The sequence below is a fragment of the Nonomuraea marmarensis genome (assembly GCF_043197025.1).
Classification (GTDB): domain Bacteria; phylum Actinomycetota; class Actinomycetes; order Streptosporangiales; family Streptosporangiaceae; genus Nonomuraea; species Nonomuraea marmarensis.
Genome location: NZ_JBICRM010000041.1, coordinates 32,420 through 49,663 on the forward strand (window position 1 = coordinate 32,420; position 17,244 = coordinate 49,663).

At 68.8% G+C, this 17,244-nt stretch carries 16 protein-coding genes; 9 read left to right on the forward strand and 7 right to left on the reverse strand.

Going from position 1 to position 17,244, the window contains the following annotated elements; all coding sequences use genetic code 11:
- Window positions 1-29: 29 nt before the first annotated feature.
- On the reverse strand, window positions 30-761 hold the full coding sequence (locus tag ACFLIM_RS42800; RefSeq protein WP_393175183.1) for a PadR family transcriptional regulator: 732 nt from the start codon (window positions 759-761) through the stop codon (window positions 30-32).
- A 282-nt stretch (window positions 762-1,043) separates the two neighbouring features.
- Here ACFLIM_RS42800 and ACFLIM_RS42805 point away from each other — a divergent pair, with 282 nt between their 5' ends.
- Window positions 1,044-1,772: a metal-dependent hydrolase gene (locus ACFLIM_RS42805; protein WP_393175185.1), complete on the forward strand. Its 729-nt coding sequence runs from the start codon at window positions 1,044-1,046 to the stop codon at window positions 1,770-1,772.
- 144 nt (window positions 1,773-1,916) lie between these two features.
- Entirely contained in the window at window positions 1,917-4,646 is a 2,730-nt protein-coding gene (gene acnA, locus ACFLIM_RS42810; RefSeq protein ID WP_393175187.1) for an aconitate hydratase AcnA, read from the forward strand.
- Window positions 4,647-4,977: 331 nt separating this feature from the next.
- Here the strand turns inward: acnA and ACFLIM_RS42815 are convergent, their stop codons facing one another.
- Both ACFLIM_RS42815 and ACFLIM_RS42820 read right to left on the reverse strand, forming a co-directional pair.
- On the reverse strand, window positions 4,978-5,310 hold the full coding sequence (locus ACFLIM_RS42815; protein ID WP_393175188.1) for a type II toxin-antitoxin system PemK/MazF family toxin: 333 nt from the start codon (window positions 5,308-5,310) through the stop codon (window positions 4,978-4,980).
- On the reverse strand, window positions 5,291-5,614 hold the full coding sequence (locus tag ACFLIM_RS42820) for a hypothetical protein (RefSeq protein WP_393175190.1): 324 nt from the start codon (window positions 5,612-5,614) through the stop codon (window positions 5,291-5,293). The genes ACFLIM_RS42815 and ACFLIM_RS42820 overlap by 20 nt, the downstream gene beginning before the upstream one ends.
- A gap of 100 nt (window positions 5,615-5,714) precedes the next feature.
- On the opposite strand from ACFLIM_RS42820, the gene ACFLIM_RS42825 reads away from it, so the two are divergent.
- From ACFLIM_RS42825 to ACFLIM_RS42845, 5 genes are all read left to right on the forward strand, one after another.
- Window positions 5,715-6,443, forward strand: a complete 729-nt coding sequence (locus ACFLIM_RS42825) for a TSUP family transporter (protein ID WP_393175192.1) — start codon at window positions 5,715-5,717, stop codon at window positions 6,441-6,443.
- A 149-nt stretch (window positions 6,444-6,592) separates the two neighbouring features.
- Window positions 6,593-7,702: a sugar ABC transporter substrate-binding protein gene (locus ACFLIM_RS42830; RefSeq protein WP_393175194.1), complete on the forward strand. Its 1,110-nt coding sequence runs from the start codon at window positions 6,593-6,595 to the stop codon at window positions 7,700-7,702.
- A gap of 46 nt (window positions 7,703-7,748) precedes the next feature.
- On the forward strand, window positions 7,749-8,513 hold the full coding sequence (locus ACFLIM_RS42835) for an ATP-binding cassette domain-containing protein (RefSeq protein ID WP_393175196.1): 765 nt from the start codon (window positions 7,749-7,751) through the stop codon (window positions 8,511-8,513).
- Window positions 8,510-9,772: a sugar ABC transporter permease gene (locus ACFLIM_RS42840; RefSeq protein ID WP_393175198.1), complete on the forward strand. Its 1,263-nt coding sequence runs from the start codon at window positions 8,510-8,512 to the stop codon at window positions 9,770-9,772. Before ACFLIM_RS42835 ends, ACFLIM_RS42840 begins: the two co-directional genes overlap by 4 nt.
- A gap of 35 nt (window positions 9,773-9,807) precedes the next feature.
- Window positions 9,808-11,013 carry an ROK family transcriptional regulator gene (locus tag ACFLIM_RS42845; RefSeq protein ID WP_393175200.1) on the forward strand — a complete coding sequence of 402 codons (1,206 nt, stop codon included), beginning with the start codon at window positions 9,808-9,810 and terminating at the stop codon, window positions 11,011-11,013.
- Here ACFLIM_RS42845 and ACFLIM_RS42850 read toward each other — a convergent pair.
- Both ACFLIM_RS42850 and ACFLIM_RS42855 read right to left on the reverse strand, forming a co-directional pair.
- Window positions 11,010-11,753, reverse strand: a complete 744-nt coding sequence (locus ACFLIM_RS42850) for a neutral zinc metallopeptidase (RefSeq protein ID WP_393175202.1) — start codon at window positions 11,751-11,753, stop codon at window positions 11,010-11,012. The two genes, ACFLIM_RS42845 and ACFLIM_RS42850, sit on opposite strands and share 4 nt — an antisense overlap.
- Before the next feature lie 30 nt (window positions 11,754-11,783).
- Window positions 11,784-12,635 carry a neutral zinc metallopeptidase gene (locus ACFLIM_RS42855; RefSeq protein WP_393175204.1) on the reverse strand — a complete coding sequence of 284 codons (852 nt, stop codon included), beginning with the start codon at window positions 12,633-12,635 and terminating at the stop codon, window positions 11,784-11,786.
- A 169-nt stretch (window positions 12,636-12,804) separates the two neighbouring features.
- Between ACFLIM_RS42855 and dxs the strand changes: the two genes are divergently transcribed.
- Complete coding sequence (gene dxs / locus ACFLIM_RS42860) at window positions 12,805-14,685, forward strand: 1-deoxy-D-xylulose-5-phosphate synthase (protein WP_393175275.1); 1,881 nt, start codon at window positions 12,805-12,807, stop codon at window positions 14,683-14,685.
- On the opposite strand, the gene ACFLIM_RS42865 is transcribed toward dxs, so the two are convergent.
- The gene (locus tag ACFLIM_RS42865) at window positions 14,633-15,268 is read right to left on the reverse strand and encodes a DedA family protein (protein ID WP_393175206.1); all 636 of its coding nucleotides are present in this window, start codon (window positions 15,266-15,268) and stop codon (window positions 14,633-14,635) included. The genes dxs and ACFLIM_RS42865 overlap by 53 nt on opposite strands.
- Before the next feature lie 73 nt (window positions 15,269-15,341).
- On the opposite strand from ACFLIM_RS42865, the gene ACFLIM_RS42870 reads away from it, so the two are divergent.
- Window positions 15,342-16,799, forward strand: a complete 1,458-nt coding sequence (locus ACFLIM_RS42870) for an amino acid permease (RefSeq protein WP_393175208.1) — start codon at window positions 15,342-15,344, stop codon at window positions 16,797-16,799.
- 34 nt (window positions 16,800-16,833) lie between these two features.
- On the opposite strand, the gene ACFLIM_RS42875 is transcribed toward ACFLIM_RS42870, so the two are convergent.
- Window positions 16,834-17,214, reverse strand: a complete 381-nt coding sequence (locus ACFLIM_RS42875; protein WP_393175210.1) for an SSI family serine proteinase inhibitor — start codon at window positions 17,212-17,214, stop codon at window positions 16,834-16,836.
- Window positions 17,215-17,244: the final 30 nt, after the last annotated feature.

Below are 17,244 nucleotides of genomic sequence, written 5' to 3' on the forward strand. Positions count from 1 at the left end.
ACCGGTCATCCGGTGCGGCGCCGGTCACGTCACTCCTCGCCCGGTTCGCCGTCGGCCAGGATCTGGTAGAGCTTGCGCCGGGTCTCTACCAGAGTCTTACGCGCTTCGCGGATTTGTGCGTCGTTTCCGGTCTGTAGAACCTGCATCATGGCAAAAGCTGACTGTCGGGCGATATGCCAGAGATCAGCAGTGTTGTCGTCGATGTCCGGCCGCATCTCGTCCCACGGGGCCTGAACCTCGTCCGCGTGGGCCTCGATGTAGTTGCGCCCTTCTTCGGTGAGCGTGAAGGTCTTACGTCCCTCGTTCTCCACGGAGATCACCAGCCCCTCGTCGGTGAGCTGCTGCAACGCCGGGTAGACGGCGCCGGGGCTGGGCTTCCAGCCACCCTCGCTGCGCTCGGCGATCTCCTGGATGATCTGGTAGCCGTTGCGCGGCTCCTCGGCGAGCAGGGCCAGGATCGCGGCGCGTACGTCGCCCCGCTTGGCCTTGCGAGTCCTGCCGCCCCAGCCGCGGTGCCCGCCGCCCCACGGCGCGCCCGGGCCGCCGCCCCACGGGCCGCGCCCGAAGTCGAACGGGAACGGGCCGCCGGGCCCGCCTCTCCTGCCGCGCTCCCGGTGCTCGTGCGGGCCGCCCCGGTGATGATGGTGATGGATGCCCATCTGCTCGAAGGCGTCCGACACGGCCTTGAATGCCTCGCGGGCCGCCCTCTTGTACTCGTGTGCGCCGGGCCAGGGCCCGCCTGCTGCTTGTGCGGAAGTCATTTTTCCCCCTATATCGTGATCTGTTCTCGATGTGTCAACGATATATCGATAGTATGTCGTTCGCAAGGTTGGCGGTTGAGTGAGGCACATCACGAAAAAGTTGCGGAATCGGGGAACACGATTGGGAGGCGGGCCGTTATTCACAGCAGACGAGGTCGTTCCGCGTCGGCAGGGCTGGGGGGTGCTGTCGCCGCGGAGACGACCTCGTCTGCGTTTGCGGTCATGTGGGACGTACGGCATGCCGCACGGCGTAAAGGGCTTCTTTGCCGTACAGTCCCGATCATGATGGGGCACACGCATGCGATGACCGGGGCCATCGCCTGGCTGGGGCTGGCTCCGGCCCTCGCCGCACTGCCGCTGGTGAACGAGTCCTCCCGGTTCGTCGACACCGGCATCATGGCCGGCGCGCTCAATCCCGCCGAGCTCATCGCCGGGGCGATCATCTGCGCGGGCGCCGCGATGTTGCCCGACCTCGACCATCCGAGCGCGACGATCGCGCAGACGTTCGGGCCGGTCACGTGGCTGCTCAGCAAGGCCGTGGCCTGGCTCAGCGGCGGGCATCGCGGGGCGACGCACTCGCTGGTGTTCGCGGTGGCGCTCGGGTTCGGGGCGCACTGGCTGGCCAACACCTATCCGATCGGGCGCGACATCATGGTCGTGCTGCTCATCGGGCTCGCCCTGCGGGCCGTCGGCGTCGGAATCCCGGGCAACAAGATGGGCTCCGCTCTGATCAACATTGGCCTGACCGCGGGTCTGTACGCCGTCTTCATGTCTCTGGCGGTCGGCTACGCCTGGCTGGGGCTGGCGGTGGGGATCGGCTGCCTGATCCACGTCGTGGGCGACTGCATGACGGAGAGAGGTTGTCCCGTGCTCTGGCCGCTGTCGGTCAGATGGGTGCTGCCGTGGAAGATCGGCATCAAGACGGGCAAGACGTTCGAGCAGAAGATCCTCGCGCCCGTGTTGTCCATCGCCATCGTCGGCCTGCTGTTCTGGCGGCTGGCGCCGGTTTAACTTGATGTCGAGATACTTTGAGAGATATCTTGACGTCGAGACATCCGCCGCCGCCTGCGGGTTAGGGTCACCTAACGTACGCAGTGTTCTGGGAGTGCGGCAGGATTTGGACAGACCATTGTCTGATGGAGGAGGCGAATCACCGTGTCCGCGAACAGCTTCGGCAGCCGTGACACGCTACGCGTCGGCGACGCGTCATACGAGATTTTCCGGCTGGATGCCGTCGAGGGCGTCGCACGCCTCCCGTACAGCCTGAAGATCCTGCTGGAAAACCTTCTCCGCACCGAGGACGGCGCCAACATCACCGCCGACCACATCCGGGCGCTGGGCGGCTGGGACCCGAACGCGGCGCCGAGCGTGGAGATCCAGTTCACGCCCGCGCGCGTCATCATGCAGGACTTCACCGGCGTCCCGTGCGTGGTCGACCTGGCCACCATGCGCGAGGCCGTCCGCGACCTCGGCGGCGACGCGGCCCGCATCAACCCGCTCGCGCCGGCCGAGATGGTCATCGACCACTCGGTCATCGTCGACTACTTCGGCCACCCGGACTCGTTCCAGCGCAACGTCGAGCGCGAATACGAGCGCAACCGCGAGCGCTACCAGTTCCTGCGCTGGGGGCAGACGGCCTTCGACGAGTTCAAGGTCGTCCCGCCGGGCACCGGCATCGTGCACCAGGTCAACATCGAGCACCTGGCCCGCGTCGTCATGATTCGCGACGGCAAGGCGTACCCCGACACCTGCGTCGGCACCGACAGCCACACCACCATGGAGAACGGCATCGGCGTGCTCGGCTGGGGCGTCGGCGGCATCGAGGCCGAGGCCGCGATGCTCGGCCAGCCGATCTCCATGCTGATCCCGCGCGTGGTCGGCTTCAAGCTCAGCGGCCAGCTGCCCGCCGGGGCCACCGCCACCGACCTGGTCCTGACGATCACCGAGATCCTGCGCAAGCACGGCGTGGTGGGCAAGTTCGTGGAGTTCTACGGCGAGGGCGTCTCGTCCGTGCCGCTGGCCGACCGGGCCACGATCGGCAACATGAGCCCCGAGTTCGGCTCCACCTGCGCGATCTTCCCGATCGACGGCCAGACGGTCGACTACCTGCGGCTGACCGGGCGCAGCGAGGAGCAGATCGCGCTCGTCGAGGCGTACGCCAAGACCCAGGGCCTCTGGCTCGACCCGGCCGCGCCCGAGCCGGTGTTCTCCGAGTACATCGAGCTCGACCTGGCCACCGTCGTCCCGTCGATCGCCGGGCCCAAGCGCCCGCAGGACCGCATCGTGTTGTCGGCCGCCAAGTCCACCTGGCGCCACGACGTGCAGAACTACGTCGACAGTGACCTCGACGAGGAGGGCGACGAGTCGTTCCCCGCCTCCGACGCGCCCGCCTCCAACGCCCGCGCCAACGGCGGCCGGCCGCACCAGCCGGTGCCGGTCACGCTGGCCGACGGCACGTCGTTCGAGATCGACCACGGCATCGTCTCCATCGCCGCGATCACCTCGTGCACCAACACCTCCAACCCGTACGTCATGCTCGGCGCGGCGCTGCTGGCCCGCAACGCCGTCGACAAGGGCCTGACCCGCAAGCCGTGGGTCAAGACCTCGCTGGCCCCCGGCTCGCAGGTGGTCACGGGCTACTTCGAGCGCTCGGGGCTGCAGCCGTACCTCGACAAGATCGGGTTCAACCTCGTCGGCTACGGCTGCACCACCTGCATCGGCAACTCAGGGCCGCTCCTCCCGGAGATCTCCGACGCCATCCAGGCCAACGACCTCGCGGTCACCGCCGTGTTGTCCGGCAACCGCAACTTCGAGGGCCGCATCAACCCCGACGTCAAGATGAACTACCTGGCCTCGCCGCCGCTCGTGGTCGCGTACGCGCTGGCCGGGACCATGGACCTCGACCTCGACACCGAGCCCCTCGGCGTGGGCGACGACGGCGAGCCGGTGTACCTGAAGGACATCTGGCCGTCGCCGGAGGAGATCTCGGCGGTGGTCAACTCGTCGATCGGGCGTGACATGTTCGAGCGCGACTACGCCGACGTGTTCAAGGGCGACGACCACTGGACCTCGCTGCCGATCCCCACCGGTGACACCTTCGAGTGGGACCCGGCCTCGACGTACGTGCGTAAGGCCCCGTACTTCGAGGGCATGCCGTCCCAGCCCGAGCCCGTGTCCGACATTTCCGGCGCCCGCGTGCTCGTCAAGGTCGCCGACTCGGTCACCACCGACCACATCTCACCGGCCGGCTCCATCAAGGCCGGCACCCCGGCCGCGCAATACCTGCGGGCCAACGGGGTCGAGGTCAAGGACTTCAACTCCTACGGCTCGCGGCGCGGCAACCACGAGGTGATGATCAGGGGCACGTTCGCCAACATCCGCCTGCGCAACCAGATCGCGCCGGGCACCGAGGGCGGCTACACCCGCGACTTCACCCAGGGCGACGGCCCCGTGTCGTTCATCTACGACGCCTCGGTCAACTACGCCGCGGCCGGGACGCCGCTGGTGGTGCTGGCGGGCAAGGAATACGGCTCGGGCTCCTCGCGCGACTGGGCGGCCAAGGGCACCGCGCTGCTGGGCGTACGCGCGGTCATCGCGGAGTCGTACGAGCGCATCCACCGCTCCAACCTGATCGGCATGGGCGTGCTCCCGCTGCAGTACCCCGAGGGCGCCGCTGCGGAGTCCCTCGGGCTGACGGGCGAGGAGACGTTCGACATCTCGGGCGTCGAGGAGCTCAACAAGGGCGGCATCCCGCGCACGGTGCACGTGAAGGCGGGCGATGTGGAGTTCGACGCGGTGGTCCGCATCGACACGCCGGGAGAGGCCGACTACTACCGGCACGGCGGCATCATGCAGTACGTTCTGCGCTCGTTGCTCGCGAAGTGACTTCCCGGGCCCGCGCGCGGTCATGAGCCACGCGGGGGCCGGGGGTTGGGTGCGATCCTCACGCACCCGTATCGGGGGAACCACCCGACACACGAAGAGCCGTCCGGCGGGACACCCCCGCCGGGCGGCTCCTCACATCCCGACGTCGCCCTGCAGGGCTGGTGGGTGCCCGGCGCCGGCGAACGCTCAACTCCCGCAGACGGTCGGCTGCGGCTCCTCGTAGTGCAGGACGGAGTGCACGGTCGGCAGCTTAACGAGGAGTGCGCGGTGCGAGGACTGTGGCACGATGAGAGTGCCACCCGGCGAAGCGCTATTTCGCCGGGCGGCAAATTCATATCATCCGCTTGAGTGCGGTGACCGCTTCAGTGACCACCTCGTCGGGTGCGTTGCCGACGAAGAAGTCGAACCTGTCCGGTGAGATCGCGCGGATCTGCTCGATCATCGCCCAGCTCGTCTTGGCCAGCCCCGTGCCGTTACGGCCGATGCGGATATGAGTGAGATACCCGCGCTCCCGGGTGGTCAGCGGCGCGGCCAGAACGAGCCCCAGCCTCGACTGGTTGAGGAAGTCGTTGCTGACGATCAGGGCGGGACGGTCGTAACCCTGTTCGCGACCGGTCGGGTCGCCGAACCGGGTGAACCAGATCTCACCTTGTGTTAGCTTCATCCTTCTCCTCGGGGAATGTGATCAGGCCCTCCCACTCGGGTGCTACGCGGCGGGAGCGCGGTCGACGGCCCAGGACGAGCTCGCGTTCGGCCAGATAGTCGGCCCAGCTCTCCGGGTCCTCTCGCTGGGTCTCTTCGATCTGGTCGTTGAGCGTCTGCCAGAACTGCTTGTGTTCGTAGTCTGCGATGGCGTCGTTTAGCACCTCGGTCATGGCTCGGCCCTCCTTGCGGGCGATTTCGGCTAGACGGTCCCTGGTCTTGACGCTGACGCGTATCGTCGTCGCGGCATTATGCTTCATCTTCATACTCACCAGGCTATGTCCGCGTCGTGCAGCACACTACACCAACGCCGTTACTCTCGAAGTAACAATGGCAACGGAGAGTAAAGATGGTTGACTCTCATGCATGACTAATACGGCATTAGCGCTGATTGTCGGCGGTTTAGCGGTGTTCGTCGGCGCGATCGTCCAGGGTGGTGTGGGTTTCGGCCTGGGGCTGGTGGCGGCACCCGTGCTCACCATGCTGGCCCCCGACCTCATGCCGGGTGCTATCCAGGTCGTCAACATGACGCTGCCGCTGTTCGCGCTGGCCATGGAGTGGCGCCGGGTGGACTGGCGCGGGCTCGGCTTCGCGGTGCTGGGCAGGCTGCCCGGAAGCGCCGTTGGCGCAGTCGTCGTTGTCTACGTTTCCATATACACGCGAGGCGTCTTCGTGGCCGTCATGGTGCTGATCGCCGTGGGGCTGACCGCGAGGGCGCTGAGCGTGCCGCGCAACGGGGCGACGCTCGCCGCCGCCGGGTTCGTGTCCGGGATCACCGGGACCGCCACGGGTATCGGCGGGCCGCCCATCGGGCTCGTGTACCAGAACGCCAAGGGACCTCAGATCAGGGCGACGCTGGCGATGTTCTTCTTCCTGAGCGCCGCTCAGTCGCTGGTCGTCCTGGCGGTCGTGGACGAGTTGCCGGCGCAGGCGCTGGTGACCGGGGCGGTGCTGATCGTGCCCATGGTGCTGGGCTTCCTGGTGTCGGGGCCGGTGCGGCGCTATCTCGATGGCGGCAAGGTGCGGGTGGCCGTCCCCGTCGTGGCCGCCGCCTCCGCCGTGGCTCTCGTCGTGCAGAACGTGATCATGGGCTGAGGTAGCGGGCAGGTTGAGGTGACGTTTCTGGATTGTTACCGGATACAACAAACTCCCGGCCGACAGGGTCTTCCAAAGCAGGCCGTCCCGGAATACGTTGCCGCAAACAACATTCATCCGGGCCCCTCCGGAAGAAAGGACCCTGCACTATGCGCAAGGGGATCCTCAGCCTGACCGCCACGGCAGCCGCGCTCGCCCTCGGTCTCACCGCCTGCGGGGGCAACAGCGGTCAGACCACGTCGACCTCGTCGGCCACCGCCTCAGCGGCCAAGGCCGGAAAAGTCGGCGTCATCCTGCCGGACAGCAAGTCCTCGGCCCGGTGGGAGACGGCGGACCGCAAGTACCTGGAAGAGGCGTTCAAGGCCGCCGGCGTCCAGTACGACATCCAGAACGCCCAGAACGACAAGACGGCGTTCCAGACCATCGCCGACCAGATGATCACTAACGGCGCCACCGTTCTGATGATCGTGAACCTGGACAGCGGCACCGGCAAGACGGTCATCGACAAGGCCAAGTCGCAGGGCGTGGCCACCATCGACTACGACCGGCTGACGCTCGGCGGCGGCGCCGCGTACTACGTCAGCTTCGACAACACCAAGGTCGGCACCCTGCAGGGCGAGGGCCTGAGCAAGTGCCTGACCGACAAGAAGGCCGACAAGCCCATCGTGGCCTACCTGAACGGCTCGCCGACGGACAACAACGCCACGCTGTTCAAGAGCGGGTACGACGGGGTGCTCAAGCCCAAGTTCGACGCCGGTGAGTACGTCAAGGGCCCCGACCAGGCCGTGCCCGACTGGGACAACACCCAGGCCGGCACGATCTTCGAGCAGATGCTGACCCAGCAGCCGAAGATCGCCGGCGTGCTGGCCGCCAACGACGGCCTCGGCAACGCCGCCATCACCGTGCTGAAGAAGAACAACCTCAACGGCAAGGTGCCGGTCACCGGCCAGGACGCCACCGTCCAGGGCCTGCAGAACATCCTCTCGGGTGACCAGTGCATGACCGTCTACAAGGCGGTCAAGAAGGAGGCCGACGCCGCTGCCAAGCTCGCGGTGGCGCTGGCCAAGGGCGAGAAGCCGACGGCGAGCGGCAGCGTCAAGGACCCGGAGACGAACCAGGACGTGCCCTCCGAGCTCCTGGAGCCGCAGGCCATCTACCTTGACAACGTCAAGGACGTGGTGGCCGACGGTTACGTGACCAAGGAGGAACTGTGCACGGGTGACTTCGCCGAGAAGTGCACCGAGGCAGGAATTCAATAAGAACAAGGGGGTGCGGCTGCCGGTCGTACCCCCTTTAGGGAGCCCCATGACCCCCCTCCTTGAAGTGCGCGGGATCGACAAGAGCTTCGGTCCGGTGAAGGTCCTGCACGACGTCGAGTTCGCCGCCTACCCCGGCGAGGTCACAGCGCTCGTCGGCGACAACGGTGCGGGCAAGTCGACGCTGGTCAAGTGCGTCGGCGGCATCTACCCGATCGACGCGGGCGAGATCCTCTTCGACGGCCGGCAGGTCACGGTGCACAGCCCCCGCGACGCGGGCGAACTCGGGATCGAGATCGTGTACCAGGACCTGGCCCTGTGCGACAACCTCGACATCGTCCAGAACATGTTCCTCGGCCGGGAGCGCAAGAGCGGCCTCCTGCTGGACGAGGACAGCATGGAGGAGCTGGCCGAGCAGACGCTCAGCAGCCTGTCCGTGCGTACGGTGAAGTCCATCAGGCAGCAGGTCTCCAGCCTGTCCGGAGGGCAGCGGCAGACCGTGGCCATCGCCAAGGCCGTGCTGTGGAACAGCAAGGTCGTCATCCTCGACGAGCCCACCGCGGCCCTGGGCGTGGCCCAGACCGCGCAGGTGCTGGAGCTGGTGCGCCGGCTGGCCGACACGGGCCTGGCCGTCGTGCTCATCTCGCACAACATGAACGACGTGTTCGCCGTCTCCGACCGGATCGCGGCGCTCTACCTCGGCAGGATGGCCGCCCAGGTCAGGACCGCCGACGTGACGCACGCGCAGGTCGTCGAACTGATCACCTCCGGCCGCAGCGGCGAACTGGGCCTCAAGAACGGGGTCACCCCATGAGCAAGGTCAAGGAACTCCCGGGCGAGGCCATCGTCGCCGCGACGCAGTCCCCGTCGATCGGGAACAGCTTCCTCGCCTACATCGAGCGGGTCCGCGGCGGCGACATGGGCGCGCTGCCCGCCGTGCTCGGCCTGGTCGTGCTCTGCACGGTCTTCGCCGTCGCGCGCCCCGCCTTCGTCACCTCGATCAACTTCGCCAACCTCTTCACCCAGGGCGCCGCGATCACGCTCATCGCGATGGGCCTGGTGTTCGTGCTGCTGCTCGGCGAGATCGACCTGTCGGCCGGCTTCGCCAGCGGCGTGTGCGCGGCGGTGCTCGCCGTCACGCTGACCAACCTGGGCCTGCCCTGGTACGTCTGCATGCTGGCCGCCATCGTCACCGGCGTGGTCATCGGCACGGTGCTCGGCACGCTGGTCGCCAAGGTCGGCATCCCGTCGTTCGTGGTCACGCTGGCCGCGTTCCTCGCCTTCCAGGGCCTGGTCCTGGTGCTGGTCGACGAGGGCACGAACATCTCCATCCGGGACAGCATGATCGTCGCGATCGCGAACAGGAACCTGCCGCCCTGGCTCGGCTGGGCGCTCTACGCGGTCTGCGTGGCGATCTACGCCGGTGTCCAGCTGCTGCGGGCCAGGAACCGCTCCAAGCGCGGGCTGGTGGCCGACCCCCTGTCGCTGATCGGCGCCCGCGTCGGCGCGCTGGCGGTGCTGGCCGGGGTCGCGGTCTACGTGCTCAACCTGGAGCGCAGCCGCAACCCGGCGCTCGTCTCGCTCACCGGGGTGCCGATCGTGGTCCCCGTCATCCTGGTGCTGCTGGTCGTGTGGACGCTGGTGTTGCGACGTACCGCGTTCGGACGGCACATCTATGCGGTCGGCGGGAACGCGGAGGCCGCCCGCAGGGCGGGCATCGGGGTGGACCGGATCAGGATCAGCGCGTTCGTGATCTGCTCCTCGATGGCCGCGGTCGGCGGGATCGTGGCCGCGTCCAGGGCCAGCTCCGTCGACCCGAACACGGGCGGCAGCTCCGTCCTGCTGTACGCGGTCGGCGCGGCGGTGATCGGCGGCACGAGCCTGTTCGGCGGGAAGGGCAGGGTGCTCGACGCCGTGCTCGGCGGCGCCGTGGTCGCCGTGATCGAGAACGGCATGGGTCTGATGGGGTACGGCGCGAGCGTGAAGTACCTGGTCACCGGGTCTGTCCTGCTGCTCGCCGCGGGTGTGGACGCCCTGGCGCGCAAGCGGGCGGCAGCCGCTGGTCTAAGGTGATCAGCGACTCACAGCCCTTCAAGGAACCACAGACCATGCGTGCCGGCCCCTCCCAAGAGGACATCAGGCGCCACAACCTCGGTGCGCTGTTGCGTCATGTCCACCTGGGCGGGCCGATCTCGCGTGCCGAGCTGACCTCGAAGATGGGGCTCAACCGCAGCACGATCATGGCCCTGACCTCCGACCTCACCGCCGCCGGGCTGGTGCGGGAGGAGTTGCCGCGCGAGACGGGCCGGGCCGGTCGGCCCTCGCTCGTGGTGCGGCCCGAGTCGGCGCGGGTGTACGTGTTCGCGTTCGACGTCGGCCCCGACCGGATCGCGGTCGCCCGCGTCGGGCTGGGCGGGGTGATCCTCGACCGCCGCGAGTCGGTACGCGACCGCGGCAAGTTCGAGCTGGACGAGCTGACCGGGGTGTTGTCCGGGTTCGCCAGGCAGATGCGGCGCAAGACCAGGGCCGACACCGTGTGCGTCGGGGCCGCGGCGGCCGTGTCGGGGGGCGTGCGCAAGGCCGACGGCGTGGTCAGGTTCGGGCCCAACCTGATGGCCGAGGAGGTGCCGTTCGGCGAGGAGCTGGGCCGCAGGCTGGGCCTGGGCCTGCCGGTCAGCGTGGGCAACGACGCCAACCTGGGCGCGCTCGCCGAGCACAGCCGGGGCGTCGGGGCCGCCGTCAGGGACCTCATCTACCTGCACGGCGACGTGGGCATCGGCGGCGGGATCATCGCGGGCGGCCACCTGCTCGGCGGCCACGACGGCTACGGGGGCGAGGTCGGCCACATGGTCGTCAACCCGGGCGGCCGGGCCTGCGGGTGCGGCTCGAACGGCTGCCTGGAGGCGGAGGTGGGGGAGCGGGCGCTGCTGGAGTCGGCGGGCAGGTTTCGCGCGGGGCAGCACGGCCGAGATGCGGTGCGGGCCGTGGTAGAGGCCGCCGACCGGGGCGACATCGTGGCGCAGGAGGCGCTCATCAGGGTGGGCGACTGGCTCGGGCTCGGCGTGGCGAACCTGGTGAACGTCTTCAACCCGGAAATGGTGATCTTCGGGGGGATGCTGAGGGAGATCTACCTCGGCTCGGCGGCTCACGTGCGTACCCGGCTGGCCCTGCACGCCATGGCGCCGCAGCGGGAGCGGCTGCGGCTGCGCACGTCGGCGCTGGGGGACGCGGCCACCCTGGTGGGCGCGGCCGAGCTGGCCTTCGCGCACGTCCTCGCCGACCCCCTGGAAGTCCTGGCCAGAGCCAACGCCTAAGTGACCTTCGACTTCTTCGCCGTCCAGGTGTTGCAGAAGCCCGTGGCCCCGCCGCGGTACCCCCGGTCCTGCCACCAGGCCAGGTTGCGCGGCTTGCCGTGGATCTCGCTCTCGTCCGCCGCGCGGATCGCCTCGATCCACTCCTCCCACTCGATGCCGGGGTCGATCGACTCCAGCGTGGCGCTGTAGAAGACGCCGGCGAAGCACTCGGCCTGCATCTCCAGCCGGTGGCTCAGCACGGCCCGCGCGCTCCCGGAGGCCGGCCAGAAGAGCGCGTTCTGCGCGTCCAGCACGCCGATGAGCTGCTGCACGTGGTGCCCCCACTCGTGGGCGACGGAGTGCGCGATGTTCATCCTGAACGGGTCACGCAGATCCTGCTTCATGATGCGGATGACGATCGCGCGCTGCTCCGGGCAGTACTGGGCGCCGTTACCGGTGATCTTCCCGCAGACCGAGTCGCTCCCTGTCGTGATCGTGACCTCGGGCGGGCTGTAGACCAGGCCGGCGGCCGCGAACCTGGCGGCCCAGAACCGGTCGGCGCATCCGGCCATCGCGCGGTGGAAGGACTTGAGCGAGGCGACGCTCCCGTGCCGGATCGCGGGGATCTCGCACTCCTGGGGTGACATCTCGCCGCTCATCGCCCCGGACAGCCCGGTCTGCGCGGTCCGCATGGCGGCGGCGGCCGGTTCCGGCACGAGCAGAACTGCGACCATAGCCAGCGCTATGAGGGAAATGCGCACGATCGCGGATCATAGATGAGTTCGCGGTGATTAGAGGGTGTTCCGGGGCACGGCCGCCCAGGTGTTGCACGCGCCGGGGCCGCCGCGGTTGAAACCGCGCGTCATCCAGGCCGCCTGCGTCGGTCCCTTGCCGTGGTCGTTCTGCGGCCAGCCCTTGGCTCCGTTCTTCCTGAACCAGTCCACGGTGTACGCCCAGTCGGCGTCGGTGACCAGCGGCGTGCCCTTCATCGTGCTCATGAACACCGAGGAGAAGCACTCGGCCTGCAACTCGGAGTTGCGCGAGAGCTGCAGCCGCCTGGCCTTGGTCGCCCCCGTCCTGGCGGCCCAGTAGTAGCCCCAGATGCCGGAGATCTGCTGGACGTGGTGGCCGTACTCGTGGGCGATCAGCCGGGTGATGCCCAGCGGGAACGGGTTGCCCAGCTGATCCTTGCTGATCATCAGGTACATCGTGCGGTCGGTGGAGCAGTACACGCCGTCGGCGCCGGCGTTCCACGGGCCGCAGGGCGTCCGCACCCTGCTGGTGATGATGCGCAGCCGCGGCTTGGCGAAGGTCATCCCCGCCTTGCGGAACTGCAGGGCCCACGCCTTGTTCAGGCAGTTGGTCACGCGGGTCAGGAACCGCCGGTACGCGGTGATGCTCCCGGCGGGCAGCTCGCCGGGCGAGCAGTTGACGTCGGCCAGCCGCCCGGTCCGGTACAGCGGGTTCGCCGTGGCCAGCGCCTTGCCCAGCTCGGGCACCCGCTTGCCGTTCCCGGCGGCCTTGGAGGGCGGGGAGGCGAGCTGCTGTGCCCCGTTGACGGGCTCCGTCGACGTCGTGGCCACGTCCGCCAGCACGAACACCAAACCAGCCGCTGCCAGGGCAAGAGCCAGCAGAGCTGCCACAAGGGCCGCGATTTTGCTTATGGGGACGGAGTTCATAGGTATCGAAAGACTAGGTCAAGATCGGACATATGGGGGTGGATTTGACTCGATGGAGTCAGTGAGGCGTCCGCGAACTAGAATCTGGGGAATCGGCGAACAAGAGCAGAGGGGAGTCGGATCCGTGAGCGGGTTGCTGGGCTCGGTAAAGGGACCGCACGACGTCAAACGGCTCGCTGTCGAGGAGTTGCCGAGGCTCGCGGGGGAGATCCGTGACCTGCTCGTCGACTCATGCGCCAGATTCGGCGGCCATCTCGGCCCCAACCTCGGCGTGGTGGAGCTGACCATCGCCATCCACCGCGTCTTCGACTCCCCGCACGACCCCGTCGTCTGGGACACCGGCCACCAGTCCTACGTGCACAAACTGCTGACAGGCAGGGCTTCCGGGTTCGAGGCGCTCAAGCAGGAGGGCGGCCTGTCGGGTTACCCGAGCCAGGCCGAGTCGGAGCACGACCTCGTCGAAAACTCGCACGCCTCGACCGCGCTGTCCTACGCCGACGGCCTGGCGAAGGCGTACAAACTGCGGGGCGAGCACGACCGCACGGTCGTCGCGGTGATCGGCGACGGCGCCCTGACCGGCGGCATGGCCTGGGAGGCGCTCAACAACATCGCCGCCGCCAAGGACCTGCCGATCGTGATCGTGGTCAACGACAACGGCCGCTCCTACTCGCCCACGATCGGCGGCCTGGCCTCCCACCTGTCCTCGTTGCGGGTCAACCGCCGCTATGAGGACATGCTCGAATACGTCAAGGACAAGTTGGGAAACGTCCCGGTCCTCTACGACGCGCTGCACGGCTTCAAGAAGGGCGTGAAGGACGTGCTGGCGCCGCAGATCATGTTCGAGGACCTCGGGCTGAAATACGTCGGCCCCATCGACGGGCACGACGAGCAGGCCATGGAAGCAGCCCTGCGCCAGGCCCACGACTTCCGCGGCCCCGTCATCGTGCACGCGCTCACCCAGAAGGGCCGCGGCTACACGCCCGCGGAAAACCACGACGAGGACCAGTTCCACTCGCCGGGCGCCTTCGACCGGGCCACCGGCGCGGAGAAGCCCAAGCCGCGTATCTGGACCAACGTGTTCAGCGAGGAGCTCGTCAGGCTCGGCAAGGAGCGCGACGACCTGGTCGCGATCACCGCGGCCATGCTGCACCCGACGGGCCTCAACGCGTTCGCCGACGAATACCCCGACCGCATCTACGACGTCGGCATCGCCGAGCAGCACGCGCTGACCAGCGCCGCCGGGCTCGCCCTCGGCGGCATGCACCCGGTCGTGGCCCTCTACTCCACGTTCCTCAACCGGGCCTTCGACCAGCTCCTCATGGACGTCGCCCTGCACAAACTGCCCGTGACGGTGGTGCTCGACCGGGCGGGTGTCACGGGCGACGACGGTGCCAGCCACAACGGCATGTGGGACCTGTCGATCCTCCAGGTGGTGCCCGGGCTCAGGGTCGCGGTGCCGCGCGACGGCGACCGGCTCGCCGAGCTGCTGCGCGAGGCCGTGGAGGTCGCCGACGGCCCGACCGCGCTGCGTTTCCCCAAGGGCCCGGTCGCCGAGCCGATCGAGCCGGTCGGCAAGCTGGGCGAGATGGACCTGCTGCGCGCCGCCGATGGAGAGCCCGACGTGTTGCTGGTCGGCGTGGGCCCGATGGCGCACGTCTGCATGGACGCCGCCGTGCTGCTCGACGCCCAGGGCATCGCGGCCACCGTGGTCGACCCGCGCTGGGTCAAGCCGCTGGATGAGGCGCTGGTCCTGGCGGCGAGCGCGCACAAGCTGGTGGCCGTCGTGGAGGACAGCGGCCGCGTGGGCGCCGTGGGCGACGCCGTGGCCCGCCTGCTGCGCGACGCCGACGTCGACGTACCCGTACGGACCTACGGGATCCCGCAGGAGTTCCTCGGCCACGCCAAGCGGGCCGCGATCCTGGGCCGGCTCGGCCTGACCGGGCAGGATCTCGCCCGGCAGATCACCGAGGCGGTCGCGAAGCGGATCTCCCACGCCGAGCCCGCCCGCCGTTGAGCCCCCTGCGGACCGCGGCGGTGATCGCCAGCACGACGATCACCGCCGCGGCCGCCACCGGCAGCAGCCATCCGGCGTGCCGCCGCGCCACGCTCCCCGCGACCGCACCCAGGGCCACGTACGTGCTCACCCACGCGACGCTGCCCAGCACCGCCCACGGCATGAACTTGCGATAGGGCATGCCCAGCGTGCCCGCCACGGCCGGCGTCAGCGCGTGCAGCACCGGCAGGAAATACACCAGCGCCAGCGCCCATCCGCTGCGCTCGAACAACCGCTCGGCCCGTACCCACCGCGACTCGCCGATGCGCCGCCCCAGCCTGCCGTGCCGCAGCCGGGTGCCATAGCGCCGCCCGAGGAAATGACCGCCTGAGGCGCCGACGAAGCACGCCAGCACGCCCGCGCCGATCAGCGCCAGCGCCTCGGGCAGGCTGTCGGCGGTGGCGCCCGCGACCAGCAGCAGGCCGTCGCCGGGAGTGATCAGGCCGACCCCGACCGAGGCGTCCAGCGTCAGGAAGACCAGCAGCAGTGACAGCACCACGGCGAGGTCCTGCCTGGCCAGAGTGTCGAGCAGGTCGTTGAGCATGATTTCAGCCTGCTACCCCGTAGGGCGCGCGCAATCCGCATGATCACTATGGGTGGGGGAAGAACCGCTGGGCGTGGATATCTTTCGCACGAAGAGCGTCGAGCAGTCCATCCGCGACACCGAAGCCCCCGAGCATCAGCTGCGAAAGCGCCTCACCGCCACCGACCTCACGGTCTTCGGCATCGGCGTCATCGTCGGCACCGGAATCTTCGTGCTCACGGGGCAGGTCGCCAAGGAGGTGGCGGGTCCGGCGGTGGCGATCTCGTTCGTCGTCGCGGCCGTCGTCTGCGGCCTGGCGGCCCTGTGCTACGCCGAGTTCGCCTCCACGATCCCGGTGGCCGGATCCGCCTACACCTTCTCCTTCGCCACCCTGGGCGAGTTTCCCGCCTGGGTGATCGGCTGGGACCTGCTGCTGGAGCTGGCGCTGGCCGCGGCCGTGGTGTCCGTCGGCTGGTCGGGCTACTTCGCCTCCCTGCTGGCCTCCATCGGCCTCCCCCTGCCCGGCTCCATCGCGGGCGACGACCCCGTGGTGAACGTCCCCGCCATCCTCATCGTCCTCCTCCTCACCGCCATCCTGATCGCCGGGATCAAGTTGTCATCGCGCGTCAACCTGATCCTGGTGACCACCAAGATCACGGTGGTGCTGCTGGTCATCGTGGCCGGGCTGTTCTTCGTCAAAGCCGCCAACTACACGCCGTTCATCCCCGAGGCGGTCCCCACGCCCCGCGTGGAGGGGCTGAAGGCGCCGCTGATCCAGGTCCTGTTCGGAGTCACGCCGGTCGCGTTCGGCGTGATCGGCGTCTTCTCCGCCGCGGCGATCGTGTTCTTCGCGTTCATCGGCTTCGACATCGTGGCCACCGCCGCGGAGGAGACCATCGAGCCGCAGCGCGACGTGCCGCGCGGCATCCTCGGCTCGCTGGCCATCTGCACGTTCCTGTACGTCGCCGTCTCCCTCGTCGTCGTCGGCATGCAGCGCTACACCCAGCTGAGCACCTCCGCGCCGCTGTCGGACGCGTTCACCGCGGTCGGCTACGCCTGGCTGGCCACGATCATCAGCGTGGGCGCGATCGCCGGGCTGACCACCGTCGTGCTCGTGCTCCTGCTGGGCCAGACGCGGGTGCTCTTCGCGATGTGCCGCGACGGGCTGCTGCCCCGCGCGCTGGCGAAGGTGCATCCCCGCTACGGCACGCCGGCCAGGCTCACGATCGTCATCGGGCTGGTGACGATGGCGCTGGCCGGGTTCGTGTCGTTCGGCGAGCTGGCCGAGCTGGTGAACATCGGCACGCTCTTCGCCTTCGTGGTCGTCTCGGTCGGCGTGATCGTGCTCCGGCGCACCAGGCCGGAGCTGCCCCGGGCGTTCCGGGCGCCGCTCGTGCCGGTGCTGCCGATCGTGTCCGTGCTGGCCTGCCTCTACCTGATGGTGAACCTGCCGGTGGAGACGTGGTTGCGGTTCGTGATCTGGATGATCGTCGGCGTGGTCGTCTACTGCGCCTTCGGCTACTGGCACAGCAGGATGATGGCGAGTCGCTGACGGGGGTGGGCGCGGGCCCACCCCCGGCGCCGGGTCAGAGCGACAGGACCGCTCCGGTCGCGGCCTTCATCTCGCAGTCGTTGCCGAAGACCTTGGCCCAGTGCACCGCCTTGCCGTACCAGCGGCCGATGACCACCACGGCGTGCGGCTTGACCTCCCGGGTGCACGAGGCGTCGGGGGTGACGTTGAGCCTGGCCGGCTTGCCGCCGACCGCCTCCAGCAGGCGGCAGGCCTCCTCGGCGTTGGGATGGGTGCCCCCGACGGGCGCGCAGTGGAGCCAGGCCGTGGACGTCTCCCCGCCCTTGGCCGCGTCGACGATCTTGAGTTGCACCTTGGGGCGGTCGGCCACCGCAGGTGACGACGCACCCAGCATGAAGGCTCCGCAGAGCGCGATCGTGCCCAGTGCTCTGATCATTGTTACTCTCCGTTCGTAGGACAGTACCGA

What these genes read in the sequence shown, in the direction of transcription:
- ACFLIM_RS42800 (WP_393175183.1), bottom strand. Translation starts at nt 761, where the DNA reads ATGACTTCCGCACAAGCAGCAGGCGGGCCCTGGCCCGGCGCACACGAG.
- ACFLIM_RS42805 (WP_393175185.1), top strand. Translation starts at nt 1,044, where the DNA reads ATGATGGGGCACACGCATGCGATGACCGGGGCCATCGCCTGGCTGGGG.
- ACFLIM_RS42815 (WP_393175188.1), bottom strand. Translation starts at nt 5,310, where the DNA reads ATGAAGCTAACACAAGGTGAGATCTGGTTCACCCGGTTCGGCGACCCG.
- ACFLIM_RS42820 (WP_393175190.1), bottom strand. Translation starts at nt 5,614, where the DNA reads ATGAAGATGAAGCATAATGCCGCGACGACGATACGCGTCAGCGTCAAG.
- ACFLIM_RS42825 (WP_393175192.1), top strand. Translation starts at nt 5,715, where the DNA reads ATGACTAATACGGCATTAGCGCTGATTGTCGGCGGTTTAGCGGTGTTC.
- ACFLIM_RS42830 (WP_393175194.1), top strand. Translation starts at nt 6,593, where the DNA reads ATGCGCAAGGGGATCCTCAGCCTGACCGCCACGGCAGCCGCGCTCGCC.
- ACFLIM_RS42835 (WP_393175196.1), top strand. Translation starts at nt 7,749, where the DNA reads ATGACCCCCCTCCTTGAAGTGCGCGGGATCGACAAGAGCTTCGGTCCG.
- ACFLIM_RS42840 (WP_393175198.1), top strand. Translation starts at nt 8,510, where the DNA reads ATGAGCAAGGTCAAGGAACTCCCGGGCGAGGCCATCGTCGCCGCGACG.
- ACFLIM_RS42845 (WP_393175200.1), top strand. Translation starts at nt 9,808, where the DNA reads ATGCGTGCCGGCCCCTCCCAAGAGGACATCAGGCGCCACAACCTCGGT.
- ACFLIM_RS42865 (WP_393175206.1), bottom strand. Translation starts at nt 15,268, where the DNA reads ATGCTCAACGACCTGCTCGACACTCTGGCCAGGCAGGACCTCGCCGTG.
- ACFLIM_RS42875 (WP_393175210.1), bottom strand. Translation starts at nt 17,214, where the DNA reads ATGATCAGAGCACTGGGCACGATCGCGCTCTGCGGAGCCTTCATGCTG.